We start from the raw sequence: 26776 nt of genomic DNA on the forward strand, positions 1-26776 counted from the left end.
TCGTGCGGGCAATCAAGGCTCCCTCGCCCACCCCTGCTTGCCCGGGATCCGGGACCCGTCCTCCACCGTCGCGACTCACGTCGCTCCCATAACCCTGCGCCCCGCCGCGAAACTACTTCTTCCCGTAGTTCGACAGCGCCAGTTCCAGCAGCGTTTTGGCCTGCTCGCGCAGCACGGCGGGCTCGACGATCTCCGCATCCGCGCCGTAATGCAGGATGTCCATCAACAGCTCGCGCGAGACGCTGTAGGGAATCTTCAGTTCGTAACGGCCGTCCGGCAGGTGGCGGCCCTGCTGCTTGGAATGCCACTGTTCGTCGGCGACCCAGCGCGCGGCCTTGGCGCTGAAGAGGATGGTGGCCCAGCCCTTCGGTTCGCCCGAGAAGATGCCGTAGCTCGACGCCAGATGCTGGTTCAGCTCCTCGTTCGGCAGGTCGCGTGCCGGCTCGTCGCCCAGTCGCGCGCTGCCGATGCGATCCACCGCGAAGCTGCGCAGCGCGTTGCGTTCGTGGTCCCACGCATCGAGATACCAGTTGTCGCGGTAGTGGGTGATGCGCTGCGGCGATACCGCGCGTCGCGTGCGCTCGTCGGTGGAACGCGCGCGATATTCGAACTGCAGTTGCTTGCGCTCGAGTACGGCCGACGCCACGGTGCGGAAGCTGGCTTCATCCAGCGTGCGACCGCGGTGCGGGATCACCCGCACGCGATCCACGGGCCAGTGGTCCACGCCCGCATGGTCGGCCAGCAGGCCTTCGATGCGCTTCTGCAGCGGCGCCAGTGCCCCGGAGAGCACGCCACCGCCTGTGCGGACCAGCAACTGCTGCGCGGCGAGCAACGCATACAGTTCTTCAGAACTCAGCCACAACCCCGGCAGTTCGAAACGATCGCTCTCGGCCGCGTGGTAGCGGAAGCCCGCTTCGCCATCGCCTTCGATCGGCGCCATCAGCGCATCGCGCAGGTAGGCGAGGTCGCGGTAGACGGTGGCGCGCGAACAACCCAACTCCTCCTGCAGCCGCTTCACCGTGACCGGATAGCGCGCCGCCTTCAGGATGCGGTGCAGGGCGGTGATGCGTTCGATCTTGTCCATGGGCAGCGTGGCAGCGGGGGGCGTGGCCGGATTATCGCCGACGGTTGGCCGTTTTCGTCGCCTGCCTGCCGTTGGAAGAGACACAGGGGACAAGCGCCGACGGCGCCTTGGGCCCGTGCGGTGCCTGGTGCCGTGGCGTGTCTTCGCCGCCGCGACGCCCTCAACGCACGGACCCAAGGCGCCGCCTCTTCCCGGGAGCATGCCGACCATGTCGCCGCGCGCCGTCCTGCCCCTGCTGTTCGCACTGGCCGCCTGCCAGCCCTCCCCGAACGGCGATACCGGAGCGCCCGCCGCCACCCCGCCCACACCGCCCGTCGTCCCCGCGCGCGACGCCGTACGGGACGTGAAGGCGTCGATGCAGCGGTTCCTGGCCGCCCGCCGCTTCCACGCACGGATGCAGGTGGAGGGCGCCCGGCCGATGACCGGCGAGATGGACTACGTGGCGCCGGACCGCTACAGGATCGCGTTGCCCGGCGGCACGCAGACCGTCATCGGGAATGTGCTGTACATGCAGGTGAACGGCCGACGCACGCAGGTGCCACTGCCTCCGGAGACGCTAGCCCCGTGGCGCGACCCGCTCGCATTCCAGCAGGCCGGGCAGGGTTTGTCCGCCGAACACGTCGGCGACGACACCATCGCCGGCCACCCTGCCCGGCGTTATCGCGTACGCCACGACGACCCGGAAGCAGTGGCGTTCGACTACTGGATCGGTCCCGCCGGTCTGCCGCTGCAACTGCGCCACAGCGGTCGCGACGACGAGGGTCGCGCCTACACGGTGCTGTTGACGTATTCACGCTACGACGACCCGGCGATCAGCATCGACGCGCCGCCTTGAGTGGAGGCGGAGGGTCACGACGGGAAGATGACGCGTCCCGGCGCAGGAATGCTGGCGACCGTGACACGCATCCTGAATCGAGCGCGTCTCCGTGGCAGAATGCATGTCGCAAACCTGAATCGGAACAAGCACTTGGGTTGTGGCGCCGTCGGCTCACATCTACCATGTAACCGCTTACATTCCCTCTCCATTTCCTCGAGACCCGCCATGTCACGCCCGACGCCTCCCTCCTTGCTGGCACTCGTCCTGATCGCCGGCAACGTTGCGCCTGCCCTGGCTGGCGAGGTGGTGCTGCCGCGTAACGAGAAGGGGGAAGCCATCCATGCAGGCAAGGGGTTCGGCAAGCAGGGCAGTGCGGCGCTGCCGGTCATCGCCATGGCGGTGCGCCCCATTCCCGAAGCGCCACCTGAGCCGGCACCGCCGACGCCCACGCTCACCGGTGGCGGTGAACTGGGCATCGCCGCCACCAGCGGCAACAGCAACACCGAGAGTTTCAACGGACGGTTGGACCTGACCTATACCGACGGCGGCGCATGGCGCCACAGCGCCAGCCTGTTCGGCCTGCATTCGCGCTCCGAATACACCCGGACCCAGGACGACGGCAGCGTCATCCGCGACAGCCGCACCACGGCCAACCGCTACACGGTCAACGCCAACAGCGCCTACCTGATGGACGAACGCGGCACGCTTAACACCGCCGTGCGCCACGAAGAAGACGACTTCGGCACCTACAGCCGGCAGCAGTCCGTCAGTCTCAGCTACGGCAACCGCGTCCTCGAGGGTCAGCGCGGCCACCTCGACCTGCAGGTCGGTCCCGGTTATCGCCGCGCGTACGACACGCTCGATGACCGCACCGAAGCCGGCTTCATCGGCCGTGGCCTGATCGACCTGCGCTACGCGCTGAGCGAGAACACCGAGATCGTCAACAAGCTGCTGGTGGAATCCGGCGAATACAACACCTTCGCGCAGAACGACCTGGGCGTCTCGGTCACGATGAACTCGCACCTCGCGCTGAAGGCGGGTTGGCAGGCGCGACACAACAGCGATGTCGCACCCGACATCAAGAAGACGGACACCCTGACCACGATGAACGTGGTCTACCGCTTCAAGTAACCGCGCGCGCCGCTCAGGCGAGGAACGCGCCCGCGCCCTGCGCCAGCAGTTGGGCAGCGACGCGTTGCCCCAGCGCCTCGGGATCGCCGGCCGGGCCGGTATCTTCCGCGCGGATCACCTGCCCCTCCGCCGAACCCACCAGTCCCGACAGCGACAGCGCATCGCCCGTGCGCTGCGCAAACGCAGCCACTGGAACATGGCAGCTGCCGTGCAATGCCCGGTTCATGGCGCGCTCCGCCTCCACGCAAACGCGCGTCGCGGCATCGTCCAGCGCCGCGAACAGCGCATGCGTGGCGGGATCTTCCGCCCGGCACTCCACCGCGATGGCCCCCTGCGCGGGCGCCGGCAGCCAGCGCGGCGCATCCAGCCGCACGCGGATGCGCGAAGCGAATCCCAGGCGTTGCAACCCGGCGCACGCCAGCACGATCGCGTCGTAGTCGCCGGCATCCAGCTTGGCCAGTCGCGTATTGACGTTGCCGCGCAGGTCCAGCAGCTGCAGGTCCGGGCGCAATGCGCGCAGCTGCGCCTGCCGGCGCAGCGATGACGTTCCCACGCGGGCGCCATGGGGCAGCGCGGCGATGCCGTCGTAGTGATGGGAGATGAAGGCGTCGGCCGGATCCGCGCGCGGCAGGATGGCGGGCAGCGCGAAGGGACCTTCGAGCTCCATCGGCACATCCTTCAGCGAATGCACGGCGCAGTCCGCCTCGCCGCGCAGCATGGCCAGCTCCAGTTCCTTCAGGAACAGGCCCTTGCCCCCGATGGCGGCCAGCGAGCGGTCCAGCACCTCGTCGCCACGCGTGCTCATCGGCACCAGCTCGACCGTCAGCCCGGGATGGGCGGCGCGCAGCCGGTCGGCGACGTGTTCGCTCTGCCAGAGGGCGAGCGGGCTCTTGCGGGTGGCGATGCGCAGCAGGGTCATGCGGGCATTATCCCGCATGGCGCCACGTCCGCGCGCGTTCAGAGCGCCTTGACGGTCTCGCGCAGGCCCGCCACGCAGCGGCGACTCACTTCCAGCGGCTCCTTGCCATGGCGCAGGATGGCCTGGACATGGCCATCGCCGATGCGCTTGATCTCGACCAGTTCGTGGCGCGCGACCAGGCAGTTGCGATGGATCCGCACGAAGCGTCCACCGAATTCCTCTTCCAGCGATTTCAGCGATTCCTCGATCAGGTCCTCGCCGCGCGCGTGGTGCACCACCACGTACTTCTCCTCCGCCTGCAGGTAGTGCACTTCATCCACGGGAATCAGCCGCAGGCTGCCCCGCAGGCGTGCACACAGGTGGGTCCGCGGCTGGCTGCTCGATGACGCCGGCGCCTGGGTCTCGCGTCCGGCGATGAAGGTGCGCGCGCGTTCGAGCGCGGCGGCCAATCGCTCGGCGCGGATCGGCTTCATCAGGTAATCGATGGCGGCGGCCTCGAAAGCCGACAGCGCGTGTTCGTCGTAGGCCGTGCAGAACACCACGGCGGGGCGCGGGTCGAAGGCGGCCAGATGGCGGGCGGCCTCGAGTCCGTCCACGCCCGGCATGGCGATGTCCAGCAGGACCATGTCGGGGCGATGCTGCGAACAGGCCTGCAACGCGTCCAGGCCGTTCTCGGCCTCGGCGACCACGTCGATGCCGGGATGCTCGGCCAGCAACGCGCGCAGGCGCTCGCGGGCAAGGGGTTCGTCGTCGGCAATAACCACTTTCACGGCAAAGGCGTCCTCGGTGAACGTTGGCGTGATCCCCCGCGTCCTAGGTTACCCATGGCGGCGCCATGCGTCATCCTTCGGGGGGCGCGTGGGGATTACAACGCAAACCGCCGGCTCATCCAGTCACCCAGGTCACGGATTTCCTCCGCGCACACCTGGTGTGCCATCGGATAGCGGTGCCATTGCACGTCGAAACCCAAGTCACCGAGTGCGCGGGCGCTCTGTTCGGCATGGATGAGCGGGATCACCGGATCCCCCGTGCCGTGCGCCATGAACACCGGTTGCGCGGTGGCCGCAGCCACCAGGTGCGTGGCAGCCTGCGCCGCGCCCGGCAGGTAGGTGGAGAGCGCGATCAGCCCCGCCAACGGCACCTGCCTGCGCAGGCCGGCCGCCAGGGTGATGGCACCGCCCTGGGAGAATCCCGCCAGCAGCAACCGCTCCGGCGCGATGCCCCGCGCCTGCTCGCGCGCGATCAATGCCTCCACCTGCACCAGCGACTCCTCGATGCCGGCGCTGTCCGCCCGAGTGGGGAAGTCCATGCCCACGATGTCGTACCACGCACGCATGCGGACGCCGTTGTTGATCGTCACCGCGCGCACGGGCGCATGCGGGAAGACGAAACGCAGCGCCGGCCATTCCGGGCGCACCAGTTCGGGCACGATCGGGGCGAAGTCGTGGCCATCGGCACCCAGGCCGTGCAACCACAGCACGGACCACCGGGGCGCCGGGCCGGTTTCCTGTTCGACGGTATCGAGGATCGGAGAAGCGGAGGAGGTCGTCATGCCGCCATTCTCGCCGCAGACGCGGGCGGACACCAATCAGCCGTCGCTGGCCCCTGCGGCAGGCAACCGGAAGCGCACCGTGCGGCGTGATGCATGCGCCTGGCCGGTCGCCTCGAAACGCCAACGTTGCGCGACCGCGAGCGCGGGCGCATCGAACATGCCCGCAGGCGTCGATGACACCAGGCGCACGTCGCGCACGCTGCCGTCGGGCTGGATGGTGAAAGCGACTTCCGCCTGCCCTTCCACGCGCGCGCGCAGCGCAGGCAGCGGATATCGCGGCTGTGCGTCCTGCAGCAGGCGCGGCGCCCGGTTCTCCTGCACGACGCGCGACGGCACAACGGAAGGGCTGGTGGCCGGTGCTTCTTCCTGTCGCGCAGGGAGCGGCGCAGGCGAAGGAGCGACATCGGGTGCGCGGACAACCGGTGCGGCGGCGACTGCGGGCGCAGGCGCGCGCGCGCGCGCTGTCTGTGCCGGCGATGCCTCCAGGGTCGAGGACGCGGGGGATATGGCCGGCAGTGCTGCCGCCGCGTCAGCTGCGGCAGCCTGCAGCGCCTGCTCGCGCAGCAATGCCGCCACCCCGGCGCCCAGTCGCGGCAGCGCGGGCGCCCGCCCATCGATGCGTTCGATCAGACCCAGCAGGCGCTGCGCCTCCCCTGCATCGCCACGCGCGATCGCCTGTTCGGCGGCGATCAGCACATAAGGCTGCAGTTCCGACAGCGCAGCCTGCGCACGTACGCGCTCCGCCGCATCGGCACGCGCCGCCAGGTAGTGTTCCACCGCGTTGTCTCCCGCCGGGACAAGCATCCGGTTTTCCGCCAGTGCCTGTGTCGCCCGCGCGTAGTGCGTCGCGGGCGCCGCTGCGTCCGGCCGAGTGTCCGCCGCGACCGGCAGTGCCGTACCGCTCTGCTTCGCGTCGGGCGCGGATGCGCCCTGGCACCCTGCCAGGCACAGCAGCAACCCGCCCCCTATCCACGTCCGTTTCGCTTTCATCTCCACCCCTGTCATGCGGGCGGCAAGCCTAGGCGGCGATCATGACGACGGTGCGTCAGGCCATCCCCACCCTCGACACCGCTCCTCGCACCCGGCACTTCCGCTCGGGAGTTGCCCTGCGAATGCGCGCGATGGCGGCATCGAAGGCGGGTTGCGGCCTGGCGGGCGGGCTGTAAGCGTTTGCAGGTGGGTCGACCCCCGCGCCACGTGAAACTTCAGGTAAAGTGCGGCGATCAGGGGCCGATACCGCATCGTATCTCCCCGTTTCGGGGATGGCTGAGCAGGGAGTGCCGTGGCGAACCCGGTCCATCAGGCGGAAACCGTTCTTGGGGAAGAACTGACCGTGAGGCCCACTGCCATCGCCATGCCGCCGCACTTCGCCAATGGCGCGCCCGACGTATCCTGGGTCATCGACCACAGCGACAACGCGGTCGTCGTCTGCGACGACGCAGCGCACATCACCTGGATCAACCAGGGCTTCACGCGCATGCTCGGCTACACGCTGGAGGAAGCCGCTGGCCGCCGCCCCAGCGATTTCCTGGCCGGCCCGCACACCGATCCGGAGACGGTCGAATGGGTGCGCGGCCAGTTGAATGTCCAGCAGGGCTACCGCACCGAACTGCTGGTCTACGCCAAGAGCGGCGTGCCGCTGTGGATCTCTGCGGTCGTCAATCCCGTCTTCGACCCCGAGCGCAACGTCCGCTACCTGCTCGGCGTCTATACCGACATCACCCACAGCAAACTGCACGAAGAGCTGCACCGCAAGGTGCTGGGCGCCATCGTCCGGGAGCAGCCGCTGCAGGAGGTGCTGACGCTGGTCTGCCGCGAAGTCGAAAAGGTCATGCCGGAAGCCGTGGCGTCGGTGATCGCGCTGGACGACTACGGCCGCCTTCGCCCGCTCGCGGCTCCCAGCCTGCCCGACGCCATCGGCGCGCTGATCGACGGCGAGCTCGCGGGTCCGATGGTCGGCGCCTGCGGCTCGGCCGCCTGGAGCGGGCAGCCCGTCGAATGCAGCGACATCGAACGCGACCCGCGCTGGCAGGCGTACAACGCCCCGTTCCTCGCGCTGGGCATCCGTGCATGCTGGTCGAGTCCGATCAAGGCCCATGATGGCCGCGTGCTGGGCACGTTCGCGCTGTACTACTGGGAAAACAGGGCGCCCGACGATTTCCACCAGCGCGTGGTCGATGTCTGCCTGCATCTGTGCGCGCTGGCGATGGAGCGCGAGCGCGCACGTGCGCGCATGCACCAGCTCTCGTTCTTCGACACCCTGACCGGGCTGCCGAACCGTGCGCTGTTCAACAGCAAGGTCGAGCAGATGCTGCTGGGCGCCGCGCGCCGCGACAGCGCCGTGGCGTTGCTGTTCATCGACATCGACCGCTTCAAGATCGTGAACGACACCCAGGGCCACACGGCTGGCGATGCGTTGCTGCGCGAGCTGGCCAAACGCCTGGGCAGCGAGCTGCGCGAAGGCGACGTGGTGGCGCGACTGGCCGGCGATGAATTCGTGCTGGCCGTTCCCGACCGCAGTGCGGAGGAAGCCGCCAACCTGGCCGATCGCCTGATGGCCCGGCTGTCCGAACCGGTGAGCGCAGGCCGGATGATGCTGACGCCCCAGGCCAGCGTGGGCGTGGCGATGTTCCCCGCCGATGGCTGGGATGTGGATTCGCTGGTACGCCATGCTGATATCGCGATGTACCGCGCCAAGTCCGAGGGCGGCGCGCGCATCGTGTTCTACAGCCTCGAGATGAACCAGGCGATGCAGGAGCGCCTCGCACTGGAGAATGCGCTGCGCGAGGCGGTACGCAGCGGCCAATTGCGCCTGCACTACCAGCCGCAGGTCGCGCTGGATGACGATGCCCGCCTGCATGGCGTGGAAGCGTTGCTGCGCTGGCGCCATCCGGAAATCGGCGAGATCTCGCCCGCCACCTTCGTGCCGATGGCCGAAGAGTGCGGCCTGATCGACGAGCTGGGCCGGTGGACGCTGGAAGAAGCCTGCACCCAGATGGCGGACTGGCGGCGGCGCGGCGTGCCGGTGCCGCGCGTCTCGGTCAACCTGTCGGCGATCAACTTCGAACAGCAGGACCTGCCGACCTTCATCGGCAATGTACTGGGCAAATGCGGGCTTTCCCCGTCCGAGCTGATGGTGGAAGTGACCGAGAGCGTCATGCTGGCGCAGAAACCCGAGGTACTGGCCAACATCGATGCGATCCACCGCATGGGCGTGAGCCTGTCGATCGACGATTTCGGCACCGGCTACTCCAGCCTGAGCCATCTCCACCGCCTGCCCATCAGCGAACTGAAGCTCGACATGAGCTTCGTGCGCGACCTGGAGCACAGCGAGTCCGCCCGTGCACTCACCACGTCCATCCTGCGCATCGGCGAAAGCCTGGCGTTGAAGGTGGTCGCCGAGGGTGTCGAGAACGCGGCGCAACGCGCCGTGCTGGCCTCGCTCAACTGCGATCTTTTGCAGGGCTATTACGTCTCGCGTCCCCTGTCCCCGCACTCGCTGGAACGCTGGATCAGCCTGCAACCACCGGTGGAGTGAGCGAAAGGCGCGCCTGGTCTTCCAGCAGGAAGCCCAGTGCGTCACCACAAGGGGCCGCCACGCGGAACCGCAGCAGCTCATCCGCGCGCGTCCGCCCCAGATTGACGGCGACCACCGGAATACCCGCATGCACGGCGGTATGCACGAAGCGCAACCCGGAGTAGACCATCAAGGACGAGCCGACCACCAGCATCGCATCCGCGCGCCGGAGATGCGCCATGGCATGGTCGACGCGCGCACGCGGCACGTTCTCGCCGAAGAACACCACGTCGGGCTTGAGCAGTCCGCCGCACGCTTCGCAGGCGGGTACGTGGAACGCGCTGAAGTCGCGCCCGTCCAGGTCGGCATCGCCGTCGGGTGCCGCGACAGCATCGAGCGCCACCCAGTCGGGATTCGCGGACGCCAGGCGGGTCTGCATTTCCGCACGCGCGGAACCTGCGCCACATCCCATGCACACCACCTGGTCGAGCCGACCGTGCAGGTCGACCACCGACAGGCTGCCGGCCGCCTGGTGCAGGCCGTCCACATTCTGTGTCAGCAGCATTTCCGACAGCCCGCGCGCTTCAAGCGACGCCAGTGCGTGATGCGCGACGTTCGGCCGGGCGCGTGCGATGCGCGGCCAACCGAGCAGACTGCGCGCCCAGTAGCGCTGGCGCGTGGCATGGTCGCCCATGAACGCCTGATAGGTCACCGGCGGCGTGCGCTTCCAGGCACCGTGTTCATCACGGTAGTCGGGAATGCCGGAGCCGGTGCTGCAACCTGCACCAGTCAGGACGAACAAGCGCCGGTGTCCGGTCAGGAAGGCTTCGAGTCGTGGATCGCCCATGCCGGCAGCTTAGGCCATGCCGCCGGCCCCGTGTTTCATGGCTTGGGCGCAGGGCAATAGCTGCGCAGGTAATCCATGTGGGCGGGCATCTGGCGTGCCGTACCCAGCACGTTGCTGCGGATGTCGTCGAGGAAGCGCTGGAGATCCTCTTTCGACATGACATCGGCGGTCGGGTGATAGCCCTTCGGGACGACGCCCTGTCCCAGCATGACCTGTATCCACGAATTCTCGCCGAACAACTCACCGGGTACGTGGAAGACCGTGCCCGTCTCGCGGAAGAGCTCGATCCTGTGCCGGAGCGTCGCGGGGATTTCCATCTCCGCTATGTCGCGCCAGTAGGGCGTGTCGCGGCGGTCGCTGACCGCGTAGTGCATCACCACGAAATCGCGAACGTGCTGCAGCTCTTCGTCCAGGCGGGCGTTGTACTCGTCGATCGCCGGCTGCGTGATCGTATGCGGGAAGGTCTGCAGCAAGCGCACGATGCCGCGCTGGATCAGGTGGATGGTGGTGGATTCCAGCGGCTCGATGAAACTGCCGGCCAGCCCCAGGGCCACGCAGTTCTTCGCCCAGCATTGCTGCCGTTGCCCCGGCTTGAACCGGATCGGCCATGGCTGCTTGATGACCTCGCCCTCGACACTGGACAGGAACTGCTCGCGTGCCTCGTCGTCGCTGATGTGGCGACTGGAGTACACGATGCCGTTGCCCACCCGATGCTGCAGCGGGATACGCCATTGCCACCCTGCCGTCCCGGCGATGGCACGCGTGTAGGGCACGGCATCGCGCACCGCGGTGGTCTGGGTGGCCAGTGCACTGTCGTTGAACAGCCACCGGGACCAGTCGGTGTAACCCACGCCCAGCGTCTTGCCGATCAGCAGCGCACGGAAGCCGGTGCAGTCGATGAACAGGTCGCCCTCGATCACCTCGCCGCGCTCCAGCTTGATCGAGGAGATGCCGCCATCGGCATCGGTGGCGACATCGACGATCTTGCCCTCGACGCGCTTGCACCCGTGGCGCTCACTGAATCCCCGCAGGAAGCGGGCGTAGAGCGCCGCGTCCATGTGGTACGCGTAATTGACATGGTAGCGCGGCAGATGGGAGAAGCGGTCCTGCAGCGCGGCCTGCAGTTCGATGCAATAGTCGCTGTACTCGCTCGCCAGGCCTTCGGCCCTCCCGCGCAGCCAGAAATGCTGGAAGCCCGCCGACCAGTGGTCCTTGCCGCTGGTGCCGAACGAGTGGATGTAGCGGTGGCCGACGTCCTTCCAGTTCTCGAAAGAGATGCCCAGCTTCACGGTGCCCTGCACCGCCGCCATGAAATCCTGCTCCTTGATGTCGAGCAGGCGATGGAAGACCACCAGCGTCGGGATCGTCGCCTCGCCCACGCCGATCGTCCCGATCTCTTCCGACTCCACCAGGGTGATGTCCAGGGTCTTGCCCAGCGTCTTGGACAGCGCGGCAGCGGCCATCCAGCCGGCGGTGCCGCCACCGGCGATGACGACACGCTTGACGGTGCGGGGATTGGTCATCGGTTGCGACGTCTGCATGCAGGTTCACTCAACGGTTGAGGCGCTGCTGCAGCAGCGCGCGCAGGTGGCGGACACGGGCTTCGTCGAGGGGCGCGAGCACACGCCGTGCCGCTTCGGGCACATGGCCGGCATCCCGTTCCTCGTCGTAGTCGAAGACATAGTGGTCGAACACGTCCTTCCACACCGCGCGCTCGTGCGCGGGAAGGTCGCGCACGCTCATGATGGCCAGCATCAGTGCGTTCATCGGCGTGTCCATCCACGCGGGCGACTGCCGCCACCAGTAATTCACCAGCACGTTGAACGCGTCCAGGCCCTCCACGTGGTGCCACCACATGCTGGGAATGAAAACGGCGTCGCCCGGTTCGAGCACTGCGGCGCGTGCATGCCTCAGCGCCTCCTCGAAGCGCGGGAAACGCGCGAGGTCAGGCGCAGAGAAATCCACCAGGCTCACCGCCTGCCCCGCAGGTGTGTGATCCAGCGGACCGATGTAGAGATTCTCCAACTGGTCCGGCGGGAACAGCGTCACCCGGCGGCGACCCGCGACGACGCAAGCGAGATTGTCCGGCACATCCTGATGCGCAGCGATCCGGCTGCGGTTGCCGATCCAGATGCTGGCCAGTGGATCGCGCGGACGGAGATCGACGTCGTTCTCGGCACGGAAGCCCGGCAGGAAGGCGTCGAGCGTGGTGGAGGCCACATAGATGGAAGGTGGCGCTGCCGCATCGAGATACTTGCGCAGCGTGTCGAGCGCGACGGACAGCGGCACCTGTTCACGACGGAAGTTGAAGCCGCTCAGGTCCTCGTTGTAGAACACGCGTCCTTTCGCCTCGGGTGGAGCAACAGTGGCCACGACGGGCATGCCGCCGTGGTCGAACCGCTTGAGGTAGTCGATGCCCGCCACCGCCGATGCACGTGCCGCCTGCACCATGGGCCAGGTCGAGACCAGCCCTCGCAGGACCACCGGCCGTGCCCCCAGCAGCACAGCCTCCGGCAGCGACTGCGGACTGCAGCCAGCGATCTCGTCGATGGACTCAGCGAGCGGAAGCACGGCGCCGGTTGGTCCGTTCGATCAGATCGCGGAAGCGCGACATCGATGCCAGCACCATGTAGACGGGCAGCAGATGGCCATCGCGCGCCAGCCGTTCCAGCGCATCCCCGGACAATGCCTGCAGCCGCGCCTCGTCGATGGTATGGAAGCCAGCCAGCCGGTTGTGCGAGCCATCATCCAGCTTCACGTCGAGCACGAATGATTCCAGCAGACCGTGCTCCAGCAGGGCATCAATGAAGGCGGGCGTGGCGACGACGCCATCATGCAGCGCCAGCAGCACGGACTTCACACGCTCCAGGAACTCCGTGGCGCCGCCATGGTCATGGAACAGCGGCTCGCCGCCTCCGTCGCGGGCACGCGGGTGCTCGAGATCGACATGCAGCAAACGCTCTTCGCCGGATACCCCGACCAGGAAGGGCTGCCGCCTGACGGACAGCGGGACATACGTGGCGTCCCAGCGCTCCCCATCGAGGAACAGGTTCTCGCCTTCCTGCAGGCCGAACAGTGCCAGCGGAACGAAGCGCCCCTCGCCGTCGCGCGCGAACACGATCGGGTAGTGCGCCTGCACGTCGCGGAACTCGGCAGGGAATGTCAGCGCCCGCATCACGGCATCGCCGAGCGCGGCGCCATGACCCGCCCGCACGCGGAGCGCCCGGTGCTCGATATTGTTCAACAGGACGTGCTGGCTCATCGGCTCTCGCAGGCTACCGGGCGGAACAGCGCAACCCGTGGCATCGTGCCCGATCACATGGGGCAAAGAAAGACGGAGCCGCCGGACCTGCCGACGACTCCGTCCCTGGATCGCACCGCTGCGGTCAGAACTTGTACCGCAGGCCGAACATGTAGCGCGGGCCGGTCTGGGTGGCGAACCGCACCATGTTCTCGTGACGGGCGTGGGTACGCATCGTCTCGTCGGTGAGGTTGATGCCTTCCAAGCTGATCGTCAGCTGTGGCGTCACCTGATAGCTCACGTTCATGTCGAACTGGCCGTACTCTTCGACGTAGTTCGGGTTGTTGCCCTGCCCGCCGACACCGTTGAAGAACTCGTCGCGCCAGTTGTACGCCGCGCGGACCTGCCACGGTCCCTTGTCGTAGAACGCCACCAGGTTGGCCGAATCGCTCAGGCCGACCAGCGGATACTGGTCGCCCAGGTCGGTGTTGTCGAAAGTCAGGCCCGAATCCACCTTGGTGTAGTTCGCCGCCAGGCCGAAGCCGCTGTCGCCGAACAGGTGCTGGACGTTGATCTCGAAACCATCGAGCGTGTCCGACCGCTGGTTGGCTGGAACGGTGATGTTGAACCCGGCGATGGGGTCGCCAGGCTGACCGGTAATACGACCTCTCGCAACATCGACGCCAGGATCGTTTGCGTGATTGGTGAAGATGTAGGTACGGATGCAATCGCCATCCGTCGGCAGGCAGCCAGCCGCCAGTGCGTTGTTCCAGTACGTGCCACCCACCGGCGTGTGGAGCGCGAAAGGCTCTTCACGAACTATCGTGTCGCTGATGAAATTGTCGATGTCCTTGCGGAAGTAGCCCACGGAGAAGTAACTCCCAGGACTGTAGTACCACTCGAACGACAGATCGAAGTTGTCAGACAGGAGCGGCTCCAGCGCCGGATCACCGCGGCTGCCGTCACCGCCGGTGATGCGGACGACGTTGGCCAGCTGCTGACCACCACGGATGGCGCCCCAGCCGGGACGGCCGATGGTCTGGCTGTAGCTGCCGCGCAGCACCATGCTGTCGCTGAGATCCAGCTTCAGGTCCAGATTAGGCAGGAAGTAATCGTAGTCTCCCTCGCGCCGCGCGAAGGCGCGCTCGCCCGCGTAGTCCACATAAAGTTCGTTGGCGGCCACCCAGGTGATGGTTTCGCCGACGCGCTCCAGTGCAGTGGAGACGACTTCCGTCTTCTCGTAGCGGACACCCAGCGCCACGTGCAGCGGCATGGACCAGTCGAACATCGTCGTCCACTGCACATAGGCACTCTTCGACTTCTCCGTCGTACGCATGTCGTCGGTGAACTCGGTCGGCATCTGGTAGCACGTCGGGCACGCGGGATCAAAGTTCGGCCCCGGCCCCACGACCTCACCCGCACGGCTCCGCAGGCGCTCGAAGTCGAACACCAGGAACGCATCAGTCCAGTTCGGGTTGTTGTGGTTGCCGAAGGCCTCGAAGTAACGCGACATGTGATCGACGTACCAGATGCTGTCGTCATAGTCCGCCGGCGTGCCGACGCCACCCCAGGTATCGCGCTGCATCACGGACGACGCGGAGCGATTCTGCACATCGATGGCCGACACGCCGAAGTCCAGCCCGGAGTAGTCACCGAACTCGAAGCGACCCTTGGCCTGCAGCTGTTCGACCTCGGACTTGTTGTAGCTGTTCTGGAACACCGAACCGGTCACCAGCGCCTGCGATGCAAGCACTTCGGTCTGGCCGGGCGGCAACTGCACGTTGACGATCGGGATCTCGCCGCTGTAGTCGACGGTGGTGGTGCCACGCACATACGCAGCCACGCCGAGCACGCCAGCCGATCCGAGCGGACTGTCCGGCTTCGATTCGGAGGTGGAATTGTGGTAATCGAACTCGAGGTTGAGGTTGTCGGTGACTTCCCACTCGACGTTGAAGCCCAACGAATCGCCGGTGGTCTTGGTCGCCAGCTGCATGCCGCCCATCGAAAGGTCGGCGTTGGTCATGTCTTCGGAGTAGATGATCGGCGCGGCAACCGGACCATCGGTCCATGAACTGTCGCCCGGACCGTAGTTGAACCACACCGACAGCTCGCTGCGCTGCTGCTGCACCTTGTTCTCGATGTAGTTGTAGTCCAGGGTGGTCGTCACGTTGTCGGTCGGCGCCCACTGCAACGTCACCTGGCCGTTGGTGCGCTGGCGCTGCACGCCGTTGACGCTGTAGCCGGTGTTCTGCGGACGCGCGTAGACATCGTCCGGCCCCGGTCGATTGTCGATGCGGTCGTAGTACGTCTCGCCGGGCAGCGGCAGGCGCTGCCAGCTGTTCGAGTTGTCGCCGTAGAACGTCAGCCAGCCATCGGCCACCGACGCCTGGTTGAAGCCGGAATCACGTTCCTGGTAGCTGCCGCTGAGCGCGATGCCGAAACGGCCATCGGCATAGGTCTGGCTGAAGATGCCCGACATCTCGCCCGTGAAATCGTTGCCCTGCATGGTCTTCGGCAGGTTGCCGTTGGAGCTGTCGTTGACCGCTTTCAGGCCGAACGTGGCGACCGGTTCGGCCTGCAGCGGGCGCGCCGTCCGCACGTCGATGGTGGCGCCGATGCCACCGGTCGGATTGTCGGCGCGACCGGTCTTGAAGACGCGGATCTCGGACACCGATTCGCTGGCCAGGTTGGCGAAGTCGAACGAGCGCGACGTCGAGGATCCCGCTCCACCGCTGCCCAGGTTGGACGCCGGCATCTGGCGACCATTGAGCAGCACCAGGTTGTAATCCGGGCCCATGCCGCGCACGGTGACCTTGGAGCCTTCGCCGCTGGACGTGCGATCGATCGACACACCACTGATGCGCTGGAGCGATTCAGCCAGGTTGGTATCGGGGAACTTGCCGATGTCCTCGGCGACGATGCCATCGACGACGCCCTGCGCATCGCGCTTGAGGTTCATCGACGATTCCAGGCTCGCGCGGATGCCCTTGACCACGACGGTGTCCAGCGTGGCGGGATCCACCTCACCGGTGGTTGCGGGCGCCGGATCGGCATTGCCCTGGGTCTCGACCTGCTGGGCCCACGCGGGCCCTGCGAGTGCGAGCAACAATGCGGATGTAAGCACCCGCTTCCTTGGAACGGATTGCACTTGCTTCATGGACTTTCCCCTCTCCGGAAATTCACGAATGGCGTTGGTGTGTGTGCTCGAGGCCCCTGTCCCCTTTCACGTTGGGCCGAATTGGACGCGCGATTGACAGCGTTGTCAACTTTCTGTGATTCGACAAGTGATTTGAAGAAAAAGGCTTGTTTCAAGCACTATTATTCATGCTGCGTCGCAGCTGAAACCGTTTTCTTTCCTGCGTGTCGCCGCAGGAAAACTGAAAAAATTCCTGCACAACCACACGGAAGGTTTTCTATTGGTATGGAATGCGCGCGCGGCATCCATCCTTCCGGACGCGCGTAGCGCCACTGGAATCCAGGGCCGATGCAAATGAGGAACGCGCCCTCTTCAGCGGCGCGCGGGTGGCTGTGTCGATTCGCGGAACAGCACTTCATGTTCGACGTGCACCATGCTCCCCGCGTCCGCCGTGCGGATGCGCGCCAGCAGCTGCAGCGTGGCCAGCCTGCCCATTTCCGACGTGGGCTGACGCACCGTCGTCAGCGCAGGATAGATGTGGCGCGCGATGGGCGTGTCATCGAAGCCGCACACCGAGATGTCGCGCGGTACCGCCAGCCCGCGCTCGCAGGCCGCACGGATGACGCCAGCGGCCATGTCGTCGTTGGCCGCGAAGATGGCGGTCGGTGGCCGGCGCAGGTCGAGCAGCCGATTGCCGGCCTCGATGCCGGACTCGAACGAGAAGGCGCCCTGCACCACCAGATCCGCGTCGTACTCCAGGCCCGACGCACGCAACGCGTCCTTGTAGCCCTTGTAACGCCACTGGCAGGCGCCATGCGCAGGCGGGCCCTTGATATGGCCGATGCGGCGATGGCCCTGTGCCACCAGCCCTGCGATGAGTTCGCGCACGGCGGCGGTCTCGTCCATCATCACGCCGATGCGATCGTCCGGGTGCTTGGGCGCGATGCACGCGAACGGCACCTCGTGCTGTTCGAGGAATTCCAGCACCACCGGGTCGTCCGTCAGCGGAGGAATCAGCACCACGCCGTCCGGCGCGAAGTGCTCGAACACCACCTTCAGGTCGTCGGCCTTGCGCTGCTTCGGTGCACCGACGGGCGCCAGCACCAGGTTGTAGTGGTTGTCGCGACAGGCATCCAGCATGCCGCTCTGGATCTCCATCAGGTAGTTGCGCGACGGGTTGTTGTAGACCAGCGCGATGACATACGAACGCTGCCCGGCCAGGCTGCGCGCCGACAGGTTGGGACGGTACTGCAGCTGGTCGACAGCCTTCATGACCCGCTGGCGCATTTCTTCGCGGACGTTCGGCTCGTTGTTGAGCACGCGCGACACGGTCTTCATGGACACGCCTGCCACCGCGGCCACGTCTTCGATCCGACTACGCATTGGGATGCTCCTGATCCACTCCGCCCACCCTCCCGGCACGACGCCGGATTCTGACAGCGATGCCCGCCGCTTGGATACCGCACGGTGCGACCCGCAGCAGGTACGACGTGCCACAAACCTCACGGGTGGAAACCAGCGGCTGCCGACGATCGCGCGCAAACCGTTGCTGCATGGCAACACACATCCGATGCCCGCACACAAGGAATGCGCCATGCATCCCGTCTTTCCGGCAACCGACGCACAATCGGTTGACAGCAAGATGTAGCAACGCTATGACAGCGCTGTCAACTACCGTGCATCCGATGCCGTCCAGCGGGGCGCCCGGCTGCACTCTTCTCCAAGAGGCACCGACATGCATTCCATCCGATTGTTCTCCGCCGTCACGCTCGGCGTTGCCATGGCTGCCGGAATGGCGGGCGCAGGTGCCGCCGGACCCCGGGAGACCTCCATGCAACCCGCCTCCAAGGTGACCATCTACACGACCGCCCAGGACTCCCGCCAGCGTCTCAGCGAGACGGGCACCGCCGTGCTCAAGCCGGGGCACACGCTGACGGAAGTGGAGACATCGGTCTTCGTGGATCCCGCCGTGCGGTTCCAGTCATTGCTGGGCATCGGCGGCGCCATCACCGACTCGACCGCCGAGGTCTACGCCACGCTCCCGCCCGCGAAACAGGCCGAGTTCATGCGTGCCTACTACGACACGCGGGAAGGCATCGGCTATTCGTTGGCGCGCACCACCATCCACAGCTCCGACTTCAGCTCGGCCAGCTACACATACATCAAGGAAGGCGACAAGGCGCTGGAGACGTTCTCGATCGATCATGACCGCCAGGCTCGCCTGCCGATGATCAAGCAGGCCATCGCGGCCTCCGGCGGCAAGCTGCCCTTGTTCGCCAGCCCGTGGAGCGCGCCCGCCTTCATGAAGACGAACAACCACATGCTGCGCGGCGGCGCGCTGCTGCCCGAGTACCGGCAGGCATGGGCGAACTATTTCGTCAGGTTCATCCAGGCCTACGAGAAGGAAGGGGTGCCGATCTGGGGCATCACCGTGCAGAACGAGCCGATGGCCACGCAGACCTGGGAATCGATGCTGTACACGGCCGAGGAAGAGCGGGATTTCCTCAAGCAGCACCTCGGCCCGACCATGCACGCGGCCGGCTATGCCGACAAGAAGATCATCGTGTGGGACCACAACCGCGACATGATGCTGTACCGCGCCCAGGTGATCCTCGGCGACCCGGAGGCGGCGAAGTACGCCTGGGGCCTCGGTTTCCACTGGTACGAGACGTGGGCGGGCTTCGACCCGATGTACCGCAATGTGGCGGCAGTGACGCAGGCGTTTCCCGACAAGCCGGTGCTGCTGACCGAGGCGGCGGTCGAGAAGTTCGACCCCGCGCGCTACCAGCACTGGCCGAATGCCGAACGCTACGGGACTTCGATGATCCACGATCTCAACAACGGCGCCGTCGGCTGGACCGACTGGAACATGCTGCTGGACGAGAAGGGTGGCCCCAACCACGTGGGCAACTACTGCTTCGCCCCGCTGCATGCGGACACCCGCACGGGGGAGCTCATCTACACGCCCAGCTACTACTACATCGGCCATTTCTCGAAGTTCATCCGCCCGCAGGCGCGCCGCGTCAGCGCTGCCACCAGCCGCAGCACGCTGCTCGCGACCGCCTTCGTCAATCCGGACGGGCAACTGGCCACGGTGGTGATGAATCCCACCGACAAGGAAATCACGTACAACTTCTACGTGGGCCAGGCGTCGGCGATGGTCACCATCCCGGCACGCGCAATCCAGACACTGGTGAACTGACCACACCGCTGCGGGGAGTCCGACATGCGTCCGTTGCTTGTCCTGTTGTTGCTGCTGCCGGGCGCACCCACCTCCGCTGCGGATGCTTTCGCATGGCCGGACGGACGTCGTGCTGCCGTGAGCCTGGCCTACGACGATGCGGTCCCGTCGCAGCTGGACAATGCGATCCCCGCACTCGACCGCCACGGCCTGAAGGGCACGTTCTACCTGACGCTGTCCTCCGACACGCTGCGTACGCGGCAACAGGAGTGGGTGGCCGCCGCACGCAACGGCCATGAGCTCGGGAACCACAGCCTGTTCCACCAATGCTCGGGCGCCCGGCCTGATCGCGACTGGGTGGAGGCACACCGCGATCTCGACAGCGTCACCGTAGCGCAGATGCGCGACCAGGTGCTGCTGGCGAATGTCATGCTGACCGCACTGGATGGCCGGCACGAACGGACCATGACCGTGCCCTGCGGTGATACGCAGGCGCGCGACGGAAACTATGTCGATGCCGTCGCATCGGCATTCGTGGCGATCAAGCTGGGGCAGGGTGGCGTGGTCGCGGACATGGCGACACTCGATCCGATGGCGGTGCCGGTGGACGTTCCGGTCGAGGTGACCGGCGAAGCGCTGATCGCACGCGTCGAAGAGGCGGCGCGACGGGGCACGATGGTCAACTTCACCTTCCATGGCATCGGCGGCGACCACCTCGCCGTCTCCAACAACGCACACGAAGCGTTGCTGCGGCACCTGGCTGCCCATCCGGATGTGTACTGGGTGGCGCCCTTCATCGACATCATGCGTCACGTCGCAATGGAACGCCCATCGCCTGCGCATGCGTCGCGATCCGGCAGCACGCGCGCCGCCACGCCATGAACTTCCGCCTGCGATAAACGCTCGACGGGGCATCCCGTTCAGCGCGGGCACGACGACAACATCGCGCGCGCATGCCAAGCGGCGCGGCGCGCCAGGTTGTAGGCCATGTCGGCCTCCCGTGGCAACAGGTGTTCCACGCGCGTCGGGTCGGCTCCGTTCGCGAACGCATGCTCCACGCGCTCCAACTGCGACAGGTGCTGCTGGATGGGCCGCAGCAGTTCTGCATACAGCGACTTCCGGCAATGCGGAAAATCCGCACCGAGTGCCGCCAATTGCGCCCTGATCGCGCGGCTCGCGGCCCCTTCCAGGCCAGGAGCCGGTTCGGACGCGATGGGCGCCGCCTTGTAGGCGTCTCCTGTTGCTTCGCTGCCGAGATCCGCCACTCGCTCGTGGTATGCGGGATTGAAGCGGACCTCAGGTGGTGGGCGCGCGCGTGCGGGCTGATCGCGCGTGCCCAACGGAATGACCACCGTGCCGGTGACGGTTCCGTGCGCGTTCTCCAGCAGGCTGTCCCCGGCAGTGCCTTTCCCGAGCCAGGCCTTGTCGAACCGGGTCTCCCGGTAATCAACGGGATTGCGACGATCGAAGGGACCCGGCGCGTTGTTGCGCGCCACACCTTCTCCCGCGCCCGGTGGCGGCCGCACCGGCACGGCGCGCCCTGCCGCATCTTCCGGCAGAAGCAAGCGTCCATCACGTCCGTACAGCACGAGTGGGACGCGTTGGTCCGCATGGACCCGCACGGAGGCCGTGGCCGGTGACGCAGTCCTGCGCAGCGCCGACGGCAGGCCCTGCTCGTCCTGGTCCGGGCGGAACGGACGCGCTGACGTGCGCGGGGCCCGTGTCACGGTCGCGCGTGCAATGAAGCGTATCTGCAGCGTGGATTCGGATACCTCCGCACGCACGACAGGGCGGTGCAGCATCAGCACGCGTGCGGTCAGCGCCAGGACGATGACGCTCACCAGGCACGCAATCAGGCGGTCCTTGGCATCGGCCGGCACCTGCCACTCGTGGCCTGCGGCGCGCGGTCGCGGACCTGTCGCGGTTGCGCCAGTCAATGCAGGAGCTCACGCGGTGCTGTCCGGGGCAAGCCGGACAGCCTATGCGGCGGCAGGATCAAACCGGGTCGTCCCAGTGACCCTTTGTCGGCGGGGGTGGTGGATACCCTTGGTCTTCCAGGCATGCGTCCAGCAGGTCGTGCTGCTCCGGATCAAGCAGGGGCGGTTCATGCGAGGCATCCGCGGCAGGAAACGGCAGGTCGAGCTCGTCGGCGCAGCGCGCGATCGCGTCCCTGAGCTCCGGATCCGGCATCGGCGGCGCGCTATACCCATCCGCATGCGGATGATGTGGCGGTCCGTCGTGACCGAAAGGTACAGGCGGCGGTGGACGATGCAGATGCGGCGGCGAGCAGCAGGCGGCGAGCCCGAAGGCCAGCAAGCTCAACAGGGCGGCGCGGGAGGGCGTGGCGAGCAACAAGGAAGCTCCTTGAGAAGGGGGTTGGCGGGCATGGTGTCTGCAGGCTCCGCAGCGGATGAATCCGTCGCACGCATGGAACTGCGGCCGCCGCCACATGGCCCTGCAAGGCGGAACGGATGGCATGGGCGAACATCGGCGGCGGGGAGTGGTGAGGATGGACGCGCCGTGTCGCTTGCCTATGTCGTCGTGTGTCACCTCGTGCCGGGGGCAGTGCCACGTCGCGACACACGACGACATACCGGCGCGAAGAACGCGTTGCACCCTGCGGTGGCGTTGGCGACAGACCAACCTTGTACTCTCCCCTGGAAATCCCCTGCCGCCATCCCTCATGGCGGCTCTTTTCCCCTGTGTCGGGGAGGACCGGGGAATGACGCATACTTCTCACGGACGCTGCACCCCCTCCCGCGCCATGGACCTGAGCTCCCACATCCTGGTGGTCGACGACGACCCCGAACTGCGCACGCTGATCGGCGGCTTCCTGCGCGAGCACGGTTATCGCGTGGACGAGGTGGGCGATACGGCCGCGATGCGGGATGCCATTGCGCGGCGGCGACCCGACCTGATCGTGTTGGACGTGATGATGCCGGGCGAGGATGGCTTGGTTGCCGCACGCCGGTTGGCCAGCGAGTCCGGCCCTCCGGTGATCATGCTCAGCGCGCTCGGCACGGATACCGACCGCATCATCGGCCTGGAAGTCGGCGCCGATGATTACCTCGCCAAACCGTGCAATCCGCGCGAACTGCTGGCCCGCGTGCGCGCGCTTCTGCGCCGTCGGTCTCCCGCCGGCGATGGCGGTACCGGCCCGAACGGCGCTACCGTCTTCGGTTTCGATGGCTGGAGCCTGGATGTGGCCCGCCGTGAACTGCGCGATCCTGCGGGCACCTACATCAATCTTTCCGATGGCGAGTTCGCGCTGCTGCGCACCTTCATCGAACATCCGCAGCGCGTGCTCAGCCGTGACCAGTTGCTGGACTACGCGCGCGGCCACAACGTGGACGTATACGACCGGGCCATCGACAGCCAGGTCAGTCGGCTGCGCCGAAAGCTCAACGAGCGTGGCGGCACGGAAATGATCCGCACCGTGCGCAACGAGGGCTACATGCTGCTGCCTTCCGTCGTGCGCCGATGACGAACCGTCGGCGCCTGCCGCTTTTCGCACGGACATTCCTCCTCCTGCTTGTCGCGCTGGTGGTCGCGTATACCGTCGGCATGGCGGTACTGCTGTACCGGCCGCCCGCGGATGGCATCGCCTTGAGCGAGCTGACGGCGTTGCTGTCTTCGCGCATGCCCGCAACCAGCCCCGACCTGCAGGTCTCCTACGCCGACCAGGCGCCGTCGCCCGACGCTGCGCGCTACCGTGCCTCGCCGCTGTTCTCCGCACTGCTCGCCCAATGGCTGGGCAGCGAAGTGGAACGGGTGCGCTTCTTCCACCTGCAAGGCCCCCGGCCACCCTTCTCGCTCGCGCCGTTTCCCGCGCCGCCTGCGTCAGCACTTCCCGTCCCCCCGCCCGGAGGCATGCCGGGGGAAGGACGAGCGCAGGGAGCCGTCGACGTGAAAGGCGGACCGCCGCCGTTCCCGCCCAACTGGCACCCCGACGCTCCCCTTCGCGGCGATTTCGTGGCGGCCTACCGTCAGGCTGACGGGCGCTGGCGGGTCGTCGAGAACACGCGCAATCGTGCTGCCTTCATCGCAAGGCTGGGCACCCTGTTCCTCGCGGGCGTGCTGGCGCTGACGCCGCTGGCATGGTGGTTCTCGCGTGCGCTGGCGTCACCGATCCACCAGTTCACGCGTGCTGCCAACCGGATGGGCCGTGACGCCGATGCTCCGCCCCTCCCCCTCACGGGTCCCAGCGAGATCGCCAGCGCCGCCACCGCCTTCAACGCCATGCAGGCGCGACTGAACCGCCTGCTGAAAGAACGCAGCGAGATGGCGGGCGCCATCGCCCATGACCTGCGCACACCACTCGCACGGTTGGCGTTCCGGCTGGATGCGCTGCCTCCCGATGCGCGCGGCAAGGCATCCGCCGACATCAACGAGATGTCGCAGATGATCGATGCCACGCTGGAGTTCATCCACGACCAGAATCGCCTGCGCGCGCACGAATCACTCGATCTTCGCCTGCTGGTGGAAAGCGTGGTCGACAACCTGCGCGATACCGGGCACGACGTGCAGCTTGCGGACGGCCCGCCCGCGCCGATGAAAGGCGACCCGTTGTCGCTGCGGCGCATGGTCGCCAACCTGGTCGACAACGCGCTCAAGTACGGACAACGCGCGCAGCTCACGCTGACGGCGGAGCCGGAAGGTTATCGCCTGCAGGTGGACGATGAGGGGCCCGGCATCGATCCCACGCAGGAAGAGCAGTTGTTCATGCCCTTCGTGCGCGGGGATGCCTCACGCAACCGCAGCACGGGCGGCATCGGGCTGGGCCTGGCATCCGTGAAATCCACCGTGCTCGCCCACGGTGGCGATGTGACGCTGTCGAACCGCCGCGACGGGGGCCTGCGCGCCAGTGTCCATCTTCCCCATCGATCGGCGTAGGCGCGCCAGGAGACCGATGCGCCGTCAGCGGTCCGCCCAATGCCAGCGCAGCCCCACGGTGAACGTGCGCCCGGCCCCGGGCTCGTAGAAGCGGCCGTTGCCTTCGTTGACGATGACGGAACCGATATGGAAACGGTCCAGCGCGTTGTCGATGCGGGCGAAGCCCTGCAGGCGCCCGGTGCCCGCCGGCCAATCGCGCGCGAGTTCGAGGTTCAGCAGGCCATGGCCGGGGGCGCGTTCGTTGCCGGTATCGTTCACCGTGACGGCGCCGACGCCCAGCAGCTGGGCGGCCGCGCTCCATTGCTCGCCCTGCCAGCCCAGGCGCACCGATGCCTGCTGCCGGGCGACCCCGGGGATGCGCGTGCCTGCCGCGACCTGCACTCCCGGCGTGGTGCAACCGCTCGAGGTGCAGATGGGGAAGCCGTCGCGGAACGTCGCGTCCAGCCACGTGTAGGCCAGCTGCAGCTGCCAGGCGGCGTGCAGCTGCAGACCCGCCTGCAGTTCCACGCCCTGGCGCCGTGCAGCGCCGGCGTTGCGGTAGCTGCTCCGGCCACCCACGTTGCGTGCGACCGCCAGCTCGTCGTCCGTATCGGCGCGGAACAGCGCAGCGTCGATGCGGGCGCCCTGCCCGCCACGCCACTTCATCCCCAGCTCCATGTTCCGGCTGATCGCCGGTCGCAGATCGAACGCCAGCCCGGCCCCGCCATCGGCGCGATAGCCGATCTCGTTGAACGTCGGCGTCTCGAAGCCGCGCCCGGTCGATGCGTACAACCGCAGCGCATCGATGGGCGCGTACACCAGCCCCGCCACCGGCATGGTGCGCTCGTACGTCACCTGGCCACTATCGTCGGGATTGGTAGCCGTGATGTAGGCATCCCGCGAGCGGAATGCGATGCGGCTGTGGCGCGCGCCGACCAGCACGGACCAGCGGGATGCGAACTGCCACCAGGCTTGCGCGTACTGGTCGACATTCCACACCTGGTTGCGCTCGTCGCGACGCAACGCGCCCCGCACGCCCAGCGCCGGGCCGACGAAATTCTCGTAGCCGCGACGATGCTGGCGCTGCCGATCGGCATTCGCGCCTGCGCTGACCTCGAACGCACGCCCGGCAAGCTCACCCGTCCATGACCAGCGCAGGTCGGCTCCGCCGTAGTCGTTGTCGAGATCGATCACGCCGCCGGCGTTGAGGGGATTGGCCTGCGCCGCGCCCGGCAACGCGAGATACTGCTCGACGTCGCGGCGTCCACCATAGGCCATCGCCCGCAGCAGGTGTCCGCTGGCGAAAGGCCATTCGTACACGGTGCCCAACTGGTCCTGCCGGACGGATTTGCGCGTGTCGAACTGGGTCGCCACCGACGTTGCCTGGCGCGGATCCTGCCATGCCTGCGCACGCGTGAGGCCGAGGGGGTCCTTGGCGTCGGGCGCGTCGAAATGGTTGAGGACCAGGTCCAGCGTGGCACGGCCGGGCTTCAACCGGACTTTCGCATTCAGCGATTCGCGGCGCGCGGCGCTATGCGCGCGGTAGCCGTCCGTCTCCAGCATCGACGCCGCCACGCTGTAACCCGCCACATCGCCGGCACCGCGCACCCGTGCACCCAGCACGCGGTTGCCGTGGCTGCCCGCGCCTGCCTGCACCCGGGCCTCATGACCCTCCCCGGGAATGTCGCTCCACAGTTGGATCACGCCGCCTGAAGAGTTGCCATGCAAGGCGGAGAACGGACCACGCAGCACTTCCACGCGATCCGCGCCCTGCATGTTGAAATGGGATACCTGGCCCTGCCCGTCGGGCATGGTCGCGGGCACGCCATCGGCGTACAGGCGCAGTCCGCGCACGCCGAAGGTGGAGCGCGCGCCGAAGCCGCGGATCGAAAGCTGCGTGTCCTGCGCCAGATTCTGCCGTTCACGCGCACGCAATCCGGGGATGCCGTCCAGCACTTCCGACAATGCGGAAAGAGGTCGCGCACCACCATCGCCCAACACCACGGTATTGACGGAGGCCGGCACGTCGAAGGCATCCACCGATTCGAGGCGCGTGGCGGTGACCACGATGCGGTCAAGCGTCTCTGCAGCCACCCGCTGCTCATCCGCCGCCATCGCGGCGGCGCACGGGATCAGCAGCAGGGTGCCGGTTTTCCAACGGATTCGCGACATCGCTTGCATGCATGGACCGGAAGGCGGGGCGATGGCGCGGAGCACAGGCCAGCGAAAAGTCCGCTCCGCCAGTTCCAGGCGCGGAATACGTACGTTCAGCCCATCCTGTCGCTGCTGACCATCCACCAGGGATTGGTAGGCCTGCAACCGGATGAATCTGGCAGGCCGTCGCGTGTTCCGACATTCATCCGCGCATGAGACGTCAGTGACTCGCTTGCGGACGCACTTTCTGCTTGAGAAGGATCACGCGGAACATCTTCGTACAGCCCGACGCCTTCCTGCAACAAGCGGTCTCATCCATCCGTTC

Annotated in this window: 21 protein-coding genes; 7 read left to right on the forward strand and 14 right to left on the reverse strand. The window is 67.0% G+C overall.

Annotated elements, in window-relative coordinates; genetic code table 11:
• Positions 1-112 precede the first annotated feature (112 nt).
• Positions 113-1084, reverse strand: coding sequence for a helix-turn-helix transcriptional regulator (locus tag ACIPRS_RS06495; RefSeq protein WP_446537924.1), 972 nt, complete (start codon positions 1082-1084; stop codon positions 113-115).
• 208 nt (positions 1085-1292) lie between these two features.
• Here ACIPRS_RS06495 and ACIPRS_RS06500 point away from each other — a divergent pair, with 208 nt between their 5' ends.
• Positions 1293-1919, forward strand: coding sequence for a hypothetical protein (locus tag ACIPRS_RS06500; protein WP_446537925.1), 627 nt, complete (start codon positions 1293-1295; stop codon positions 1917-1919).
• A 375-nt stretch (positions 1920-2294) separates the two neighbouring features.
• On the forward strand, positions 2295-3032 hold the full coding sequence (locus tag ACIPRS_RS06505; RefSeq protein ID WP_192201204.1) for a DUF481 domain-containing protein: 738 nt from the start codon (positions 2295-2297) through the stop codon (positions 3030-3032).
• Positions 3033-3045: 13 nt separating this feature from the next.
• Here ACIPRS_RS06505 and hemC read toward each other — a convergent pair whose 3' ends face one another.
• The 4 genes from hemC to ACIPRS_RS06525 form a co-directional block, all read right to left on the reverse strand.
• Positions 3046-3951, reverse strand: a complete 906-nt coding sequence (gene hemC, locus ACIPRS_RS06510) for a hydroxymethylbilane synthase (protein ID WP_337730779.1) — start codon at positions 3949-3951, stop codon at positions 3046-3048.
• 38 nt (positions 3952-3989) lie between these two features.
• Positions 3990-4721 carry a LytR/AlgR family response regulator transcription factor gene (locus ACIPRS_RS06515; protein ID WP_337730780.1) on the reverse strand — a complete coding sequence of 244 codons (732 nt, stop codon included), beginning with the start codon at positions 4719-4721 and terminating at the stop codon, positions 3990-3992.
• Positions 4722-4816: 95 nt separating this feature from the next.
• On the reverse strand, positions 4817-5503 hold the full coding sequence (locus ACIPRS_RS06520; RefSeq protein ID WP_337730781.1) for an alpha/beta hydrolase: 687 nt from the start codon (positions 5501-5503) through the stop codon (positions 4817-4819).
• Between the two features lie 36 nt (positions 5504-5539).
• Positions 5540-6493, reverse strand: a complete 954-nt coding sequence (locus ACIPRS_RS06525; protein WP_446537926.1) for an energy transducer TonB — start codon at positions 6491-6493, stop codon at positions 5540-5542.
• A gap of 343 nt (positions 6494-6836) precedes the next feature.
• On the opposite strand from ACIPRS_RS06525, the gene ACIPRS_RS06530 reads away from it, so the two are divergent.
• Positions 6837-9041 carry a sensor domain-containing protein gene (locus ACIPRS_RS06530; RefSeq protein ID WP_337730784.1) on the forward strand — a complete coding sequence of 735 codons (2205 nt, stop codon included), beginning with the start codon at positions 6837-6839 and terminating at the stop codon, positions 9039-9041.
• Here ACIPRS_RS06530 and ACIPRS_RS06535 read toward each other — a convergent pair.
• The 6 genes from ACIPRS_RS06535 to ACIPRS_RS06560 form a co-directional block, all read right to left on the reverse strand.
• On the reverse strand, positions 9016-9867 hold the full coding sequence (locus ACIPRS_RS06535; RefSeq protein WP_446537927.1) for an NAD-dependent protein deacetylase: 852 nt from the start codon (positions 9865-9867) through the stop codon (positions 9016-9018). The two genes, ACIPRS_RS06530 and ACIPRS_RS06535, sit on opposite strands and share 26 nt — an antisense overlap.
• A 35-nt stretch (positions 9868-9902) precedes the next feature.
• Entirely contained in the window at positions 9903-11408 is a 1506-nt protein-coding gene (locus tag ACIPRS_RS06540; protein ID WP_446537928.1) for a tryptophan halogenase family protein, read from the reverse strand.
• A 10-nt stretch (positions 11409-11418) separates the two neighbouring features.
• Positions 11419-12438 carry a cupin-like domain-containing protein gene (locus ACIPRS_RS06545; RefSeq protein ID WP_446537929.1) on the reverse strand — a complete coding sequence of 340 codons (1020 nt, stop codon included), beginning with the start codon at positions 12436-12438 and terminating at the stop codon, positions 11419-11421.
• On the reverse strand, positions 12422-13129 hold the full coding sequence (locus ACIPRS_RS06550; protein WP_446537930.1) for a SapC family protein: 708 nt from the start codon (positions 13127-13129) through the stop codon (positions 12422-12424). Before ACIPRS_RS06550 ends, ACIPRS_RS06545 begins: the two co-directional genes overlap by 17 nt.
• 124 nt (positions 13130-13253) lie before the next feature.
• Positions 13254-16265 carry a TonB-dependent receptor gene (locus tag ACIPRS_RS06555; RefSeq protein WP_446537931.1) on the reverse strand — a complete coding sequence of 1004 codons (3012 nt, stop codon included), beginning with the start codon at positions 16263-16265 and terminating at the stop codon, positions 13254-13256.
• Between the two features lie 351 nt (positions 16266-16616).
• The gene (locus ACIPRS_RS06560; RefSeq protein ID WP_192200010.1) at positions 16617-17627 is read right to left on the reverse strand and encodes a LacI family DNA-binding transcriptional regulator; all 1011 of its coding nucleotides are present in this window, start codon (positions 17625-17627) and stop codon (positions 16617-16619) included.
• A gap of 352 nt (positions 17628-17979) precedes the next feature.
• Here ACIPRS_RS06560 and ACIPRS_RS06565 point away from each other — a divergent pair, with 352 nt between their 5' ends.
• Positions 17980-19446, forward strand: a complete 1467-nt coding sequence (locus ACIPRS_RS06565; RefSeq protein WP_446537932.1) for a glycoside hydrolase family 30 protein — start codon at positions 17980-17982, stop codon at positions 19444-19446.
• A gap of 24 nt (positions 19447-19470) precedes the next feature.
• Positions 19471-20307 carry a polysaccharide deacetylase family protein gene (locus tag ACIPRS_RS06570; protein WP_446537933.1) on the forward strand — a complete coding sequence of 279 codons (837 nt, stop codon included), beginning with the start codon at positions 19471-19473 and terminating at the stop codon, positions 20305-20307.
• Between the two features lie 38 nt (positions 20308-20345).
• On the opposite strand, the gene ACIPRS_RS06575 is transcribed toward ACIPRS_RS06570, so the two are convergent.
• Both ACIPRS_RS06575 and ACIPRS_RS06580 read right to left on the reverse strand, forming a co-directional pair.
• On the reverse strand, positions 20346-21305 hold the full coding sequence (locus ACIPRS_RS06575; RefSeq protein ID WP_446537934.1) for a hypothetical protein: 960 nt from the start codon (positions 21303-21305) through the stop codon (positions 20346-20348).
• Between the two features lie 115 nt (positions 21306-21420).
• On the reverse strand, positions 21421-21780 hold the full coding sequence (locus tag ACIPRS_RS06580) for a hypothetical protein (RefSeq protein ID WP_446537935.1): 360 nt from the start codon (positions 21778-21780) through the stop codon (positions 21421-21423).
• Between the two features lie 409 nt (positions 21781-22189).
• On the opposite strand from ACIPRS_RS06580, the gene ACIPRS_RS06585 reads away from it, so the two are divergent.
• Together ACIPRS_RS06585 and ACIPRS_RS06590 are read left to right on the forward strand one after the other, a co-directional pair.
• The gene (locus ACIPRS_RS06585; RefSeq protein WP_337730795.1) at positions 22190-22909 is read left to right on the forward strand and encodes a response regulator; all 720 of its coding nucleotides are present in this window, start codon (positions 22190-22192) and stop codon (positions 22907-22909) included.
• Positions 22906-24318, forward strand: a complete 1413-nt coding sequence (locus ACIPRS_RS06590) for an ATP-binding protein (RefSeq protein WP_446537936.1) — start codon at positions 22906-22908, stop codon at positions 24316-24318. Before ACIPRS_RS06585 ends, ACIPRS_RS06590 begins: the two co-directional genes overlap by 4 nt.
• Before the next feature lie 24 nt (positions 24319-24342).
• Here ACIPRS_RS06590 and ACIPRS_RS06595 read toward each other — a convergent pair whose 3' ends face one another.
• Positions 24343-26469: a TonB-dependent receptor family protein gene (locus tag ACIPRS_RS06595; RefSeq protein ID WP_446537937.1), complete on the reverse strand. Its 2127-nt coding sequence runs from the start codon at positions 26467-26469 to the stop codon at positions 24343-24345.
• Positions 26470-26776: the final 307 nt, after the last annotated feature.

The sequence above is a fragment of the Pseudoxanthomonas sp. LARHCG66 genome, assembly GCF_052871755.1.

Coding starts and splice junctions, on each gene's coding strand:
- ACIPRS_RS06520 (WP_337730781.1), bottom strand. CDS start 5,503: ATGACGACCTCCTCCGCTTCTCCGATCCTCGATACCGTCGAACAGGAA.
- ACIPRS_RS06495 (WP_446537924.1), bottom strand. CDS start 1,084: ATGGACAAGATCGAACGCATCACCGCCCTGCACCGCATCCTGAAGGCG.
- ACIPRS_RS06500 (WP_446537925.1), top strand. CDS start 1,293: ATGTCGCCGCGCGCCGTCCTGCCCCTGCTGTTCGCACTGGCCGCCTGC.
- hemC (WP_337730779.1), bottom strand. CDS start 3,951: ATGACCCTGCTGCGCATCGCCACCCGCAAGAGCCCGCTCGCCCTCTGG.
- ACIPRS_RS06550 (WP_446537930.1), bottom strand. CDS start 13,129: ATGAGCCAGCACGTCCTGTTGAACAATATCGAGCACCGGGCGCTCCGC.
- ACIPRS_RS06590 (WP_446537936.1), top strand. CDS start 22,906: ATGACGAACCGTCGGCGCCTGCCGCTTTTCGCACGGACATTCCTCCTC.
- ACIPRS_RS06535 (WP_446537927.1), bottom strand. CDS start 9,867: ATGGGCGATCCACGACTCGAAGCCTTCCTGACCGGACACCGGCGCTTG.
- ACIPRS_RS06540 (WP_446537928.1), bottom strand. CDS start 11,408: ATGCAGACGTCGCAACCGATGACCAATCCCCGCACCGTCAAGCGTGTC.
- ACIPRS_RS06555 (WP_446537931.1), bottom strand. CDS start 16,265: ATGAAGCAAGTGCAATCCGTTCCAAGGAAGCGGGTGCTTACATCCGCA.
- ACIPRS_RS06565 (WP_446537932.1), top strand. CDS start 17,980: ATGCATTCCATCCGATTGTTCTCCGCCGTCACGCTCGGCGTTGCCATG.
- ACIPRS_RS06525 (WP_446537926.1), bottom strand. CDS start 6,493: ATGAAAGCGAAACGGACGTGGATAGGGGGCGGGTTGCTGCTGTGCCTG.
- ACIPRS_RS06560 (WP_192200010.1), bottom strand. CDS start 17,627: ATGCGTAGTCGGATCGAAGACGTGGCCGCGGTGGCAGGCGTGTCCATG.
- ACIPRS_RS06570 (WP_446537933.1), top strand. CDS start 19,471: ATGCGTCCGTTGCTTGTCCTGTTGTTGCTGCTGCCGGGCGCACCCACC.
- ACIPRS_RS06505 (WP_192201204.1), top strand. CDS start 2,295: ATGGCGGTGCGCCCCATTCCCGAAGCGCCACCTGAGCCGGCACCGCCG.
- ACIPRS_RS06595 (WP_446537937.1), bottom strand. CDS start 26,469: ATGTCGCGAATCCGTTGGAAAACCGGCACCCTGCTGCTGATCCCGTGC.
- ACIPRS_RS06585 (WP_337730795.1), top strand. CDS start 22,190: ATGGACCTGAGCTCCCACATCCTGGTGGTCGACGACGACCCCGAACTG.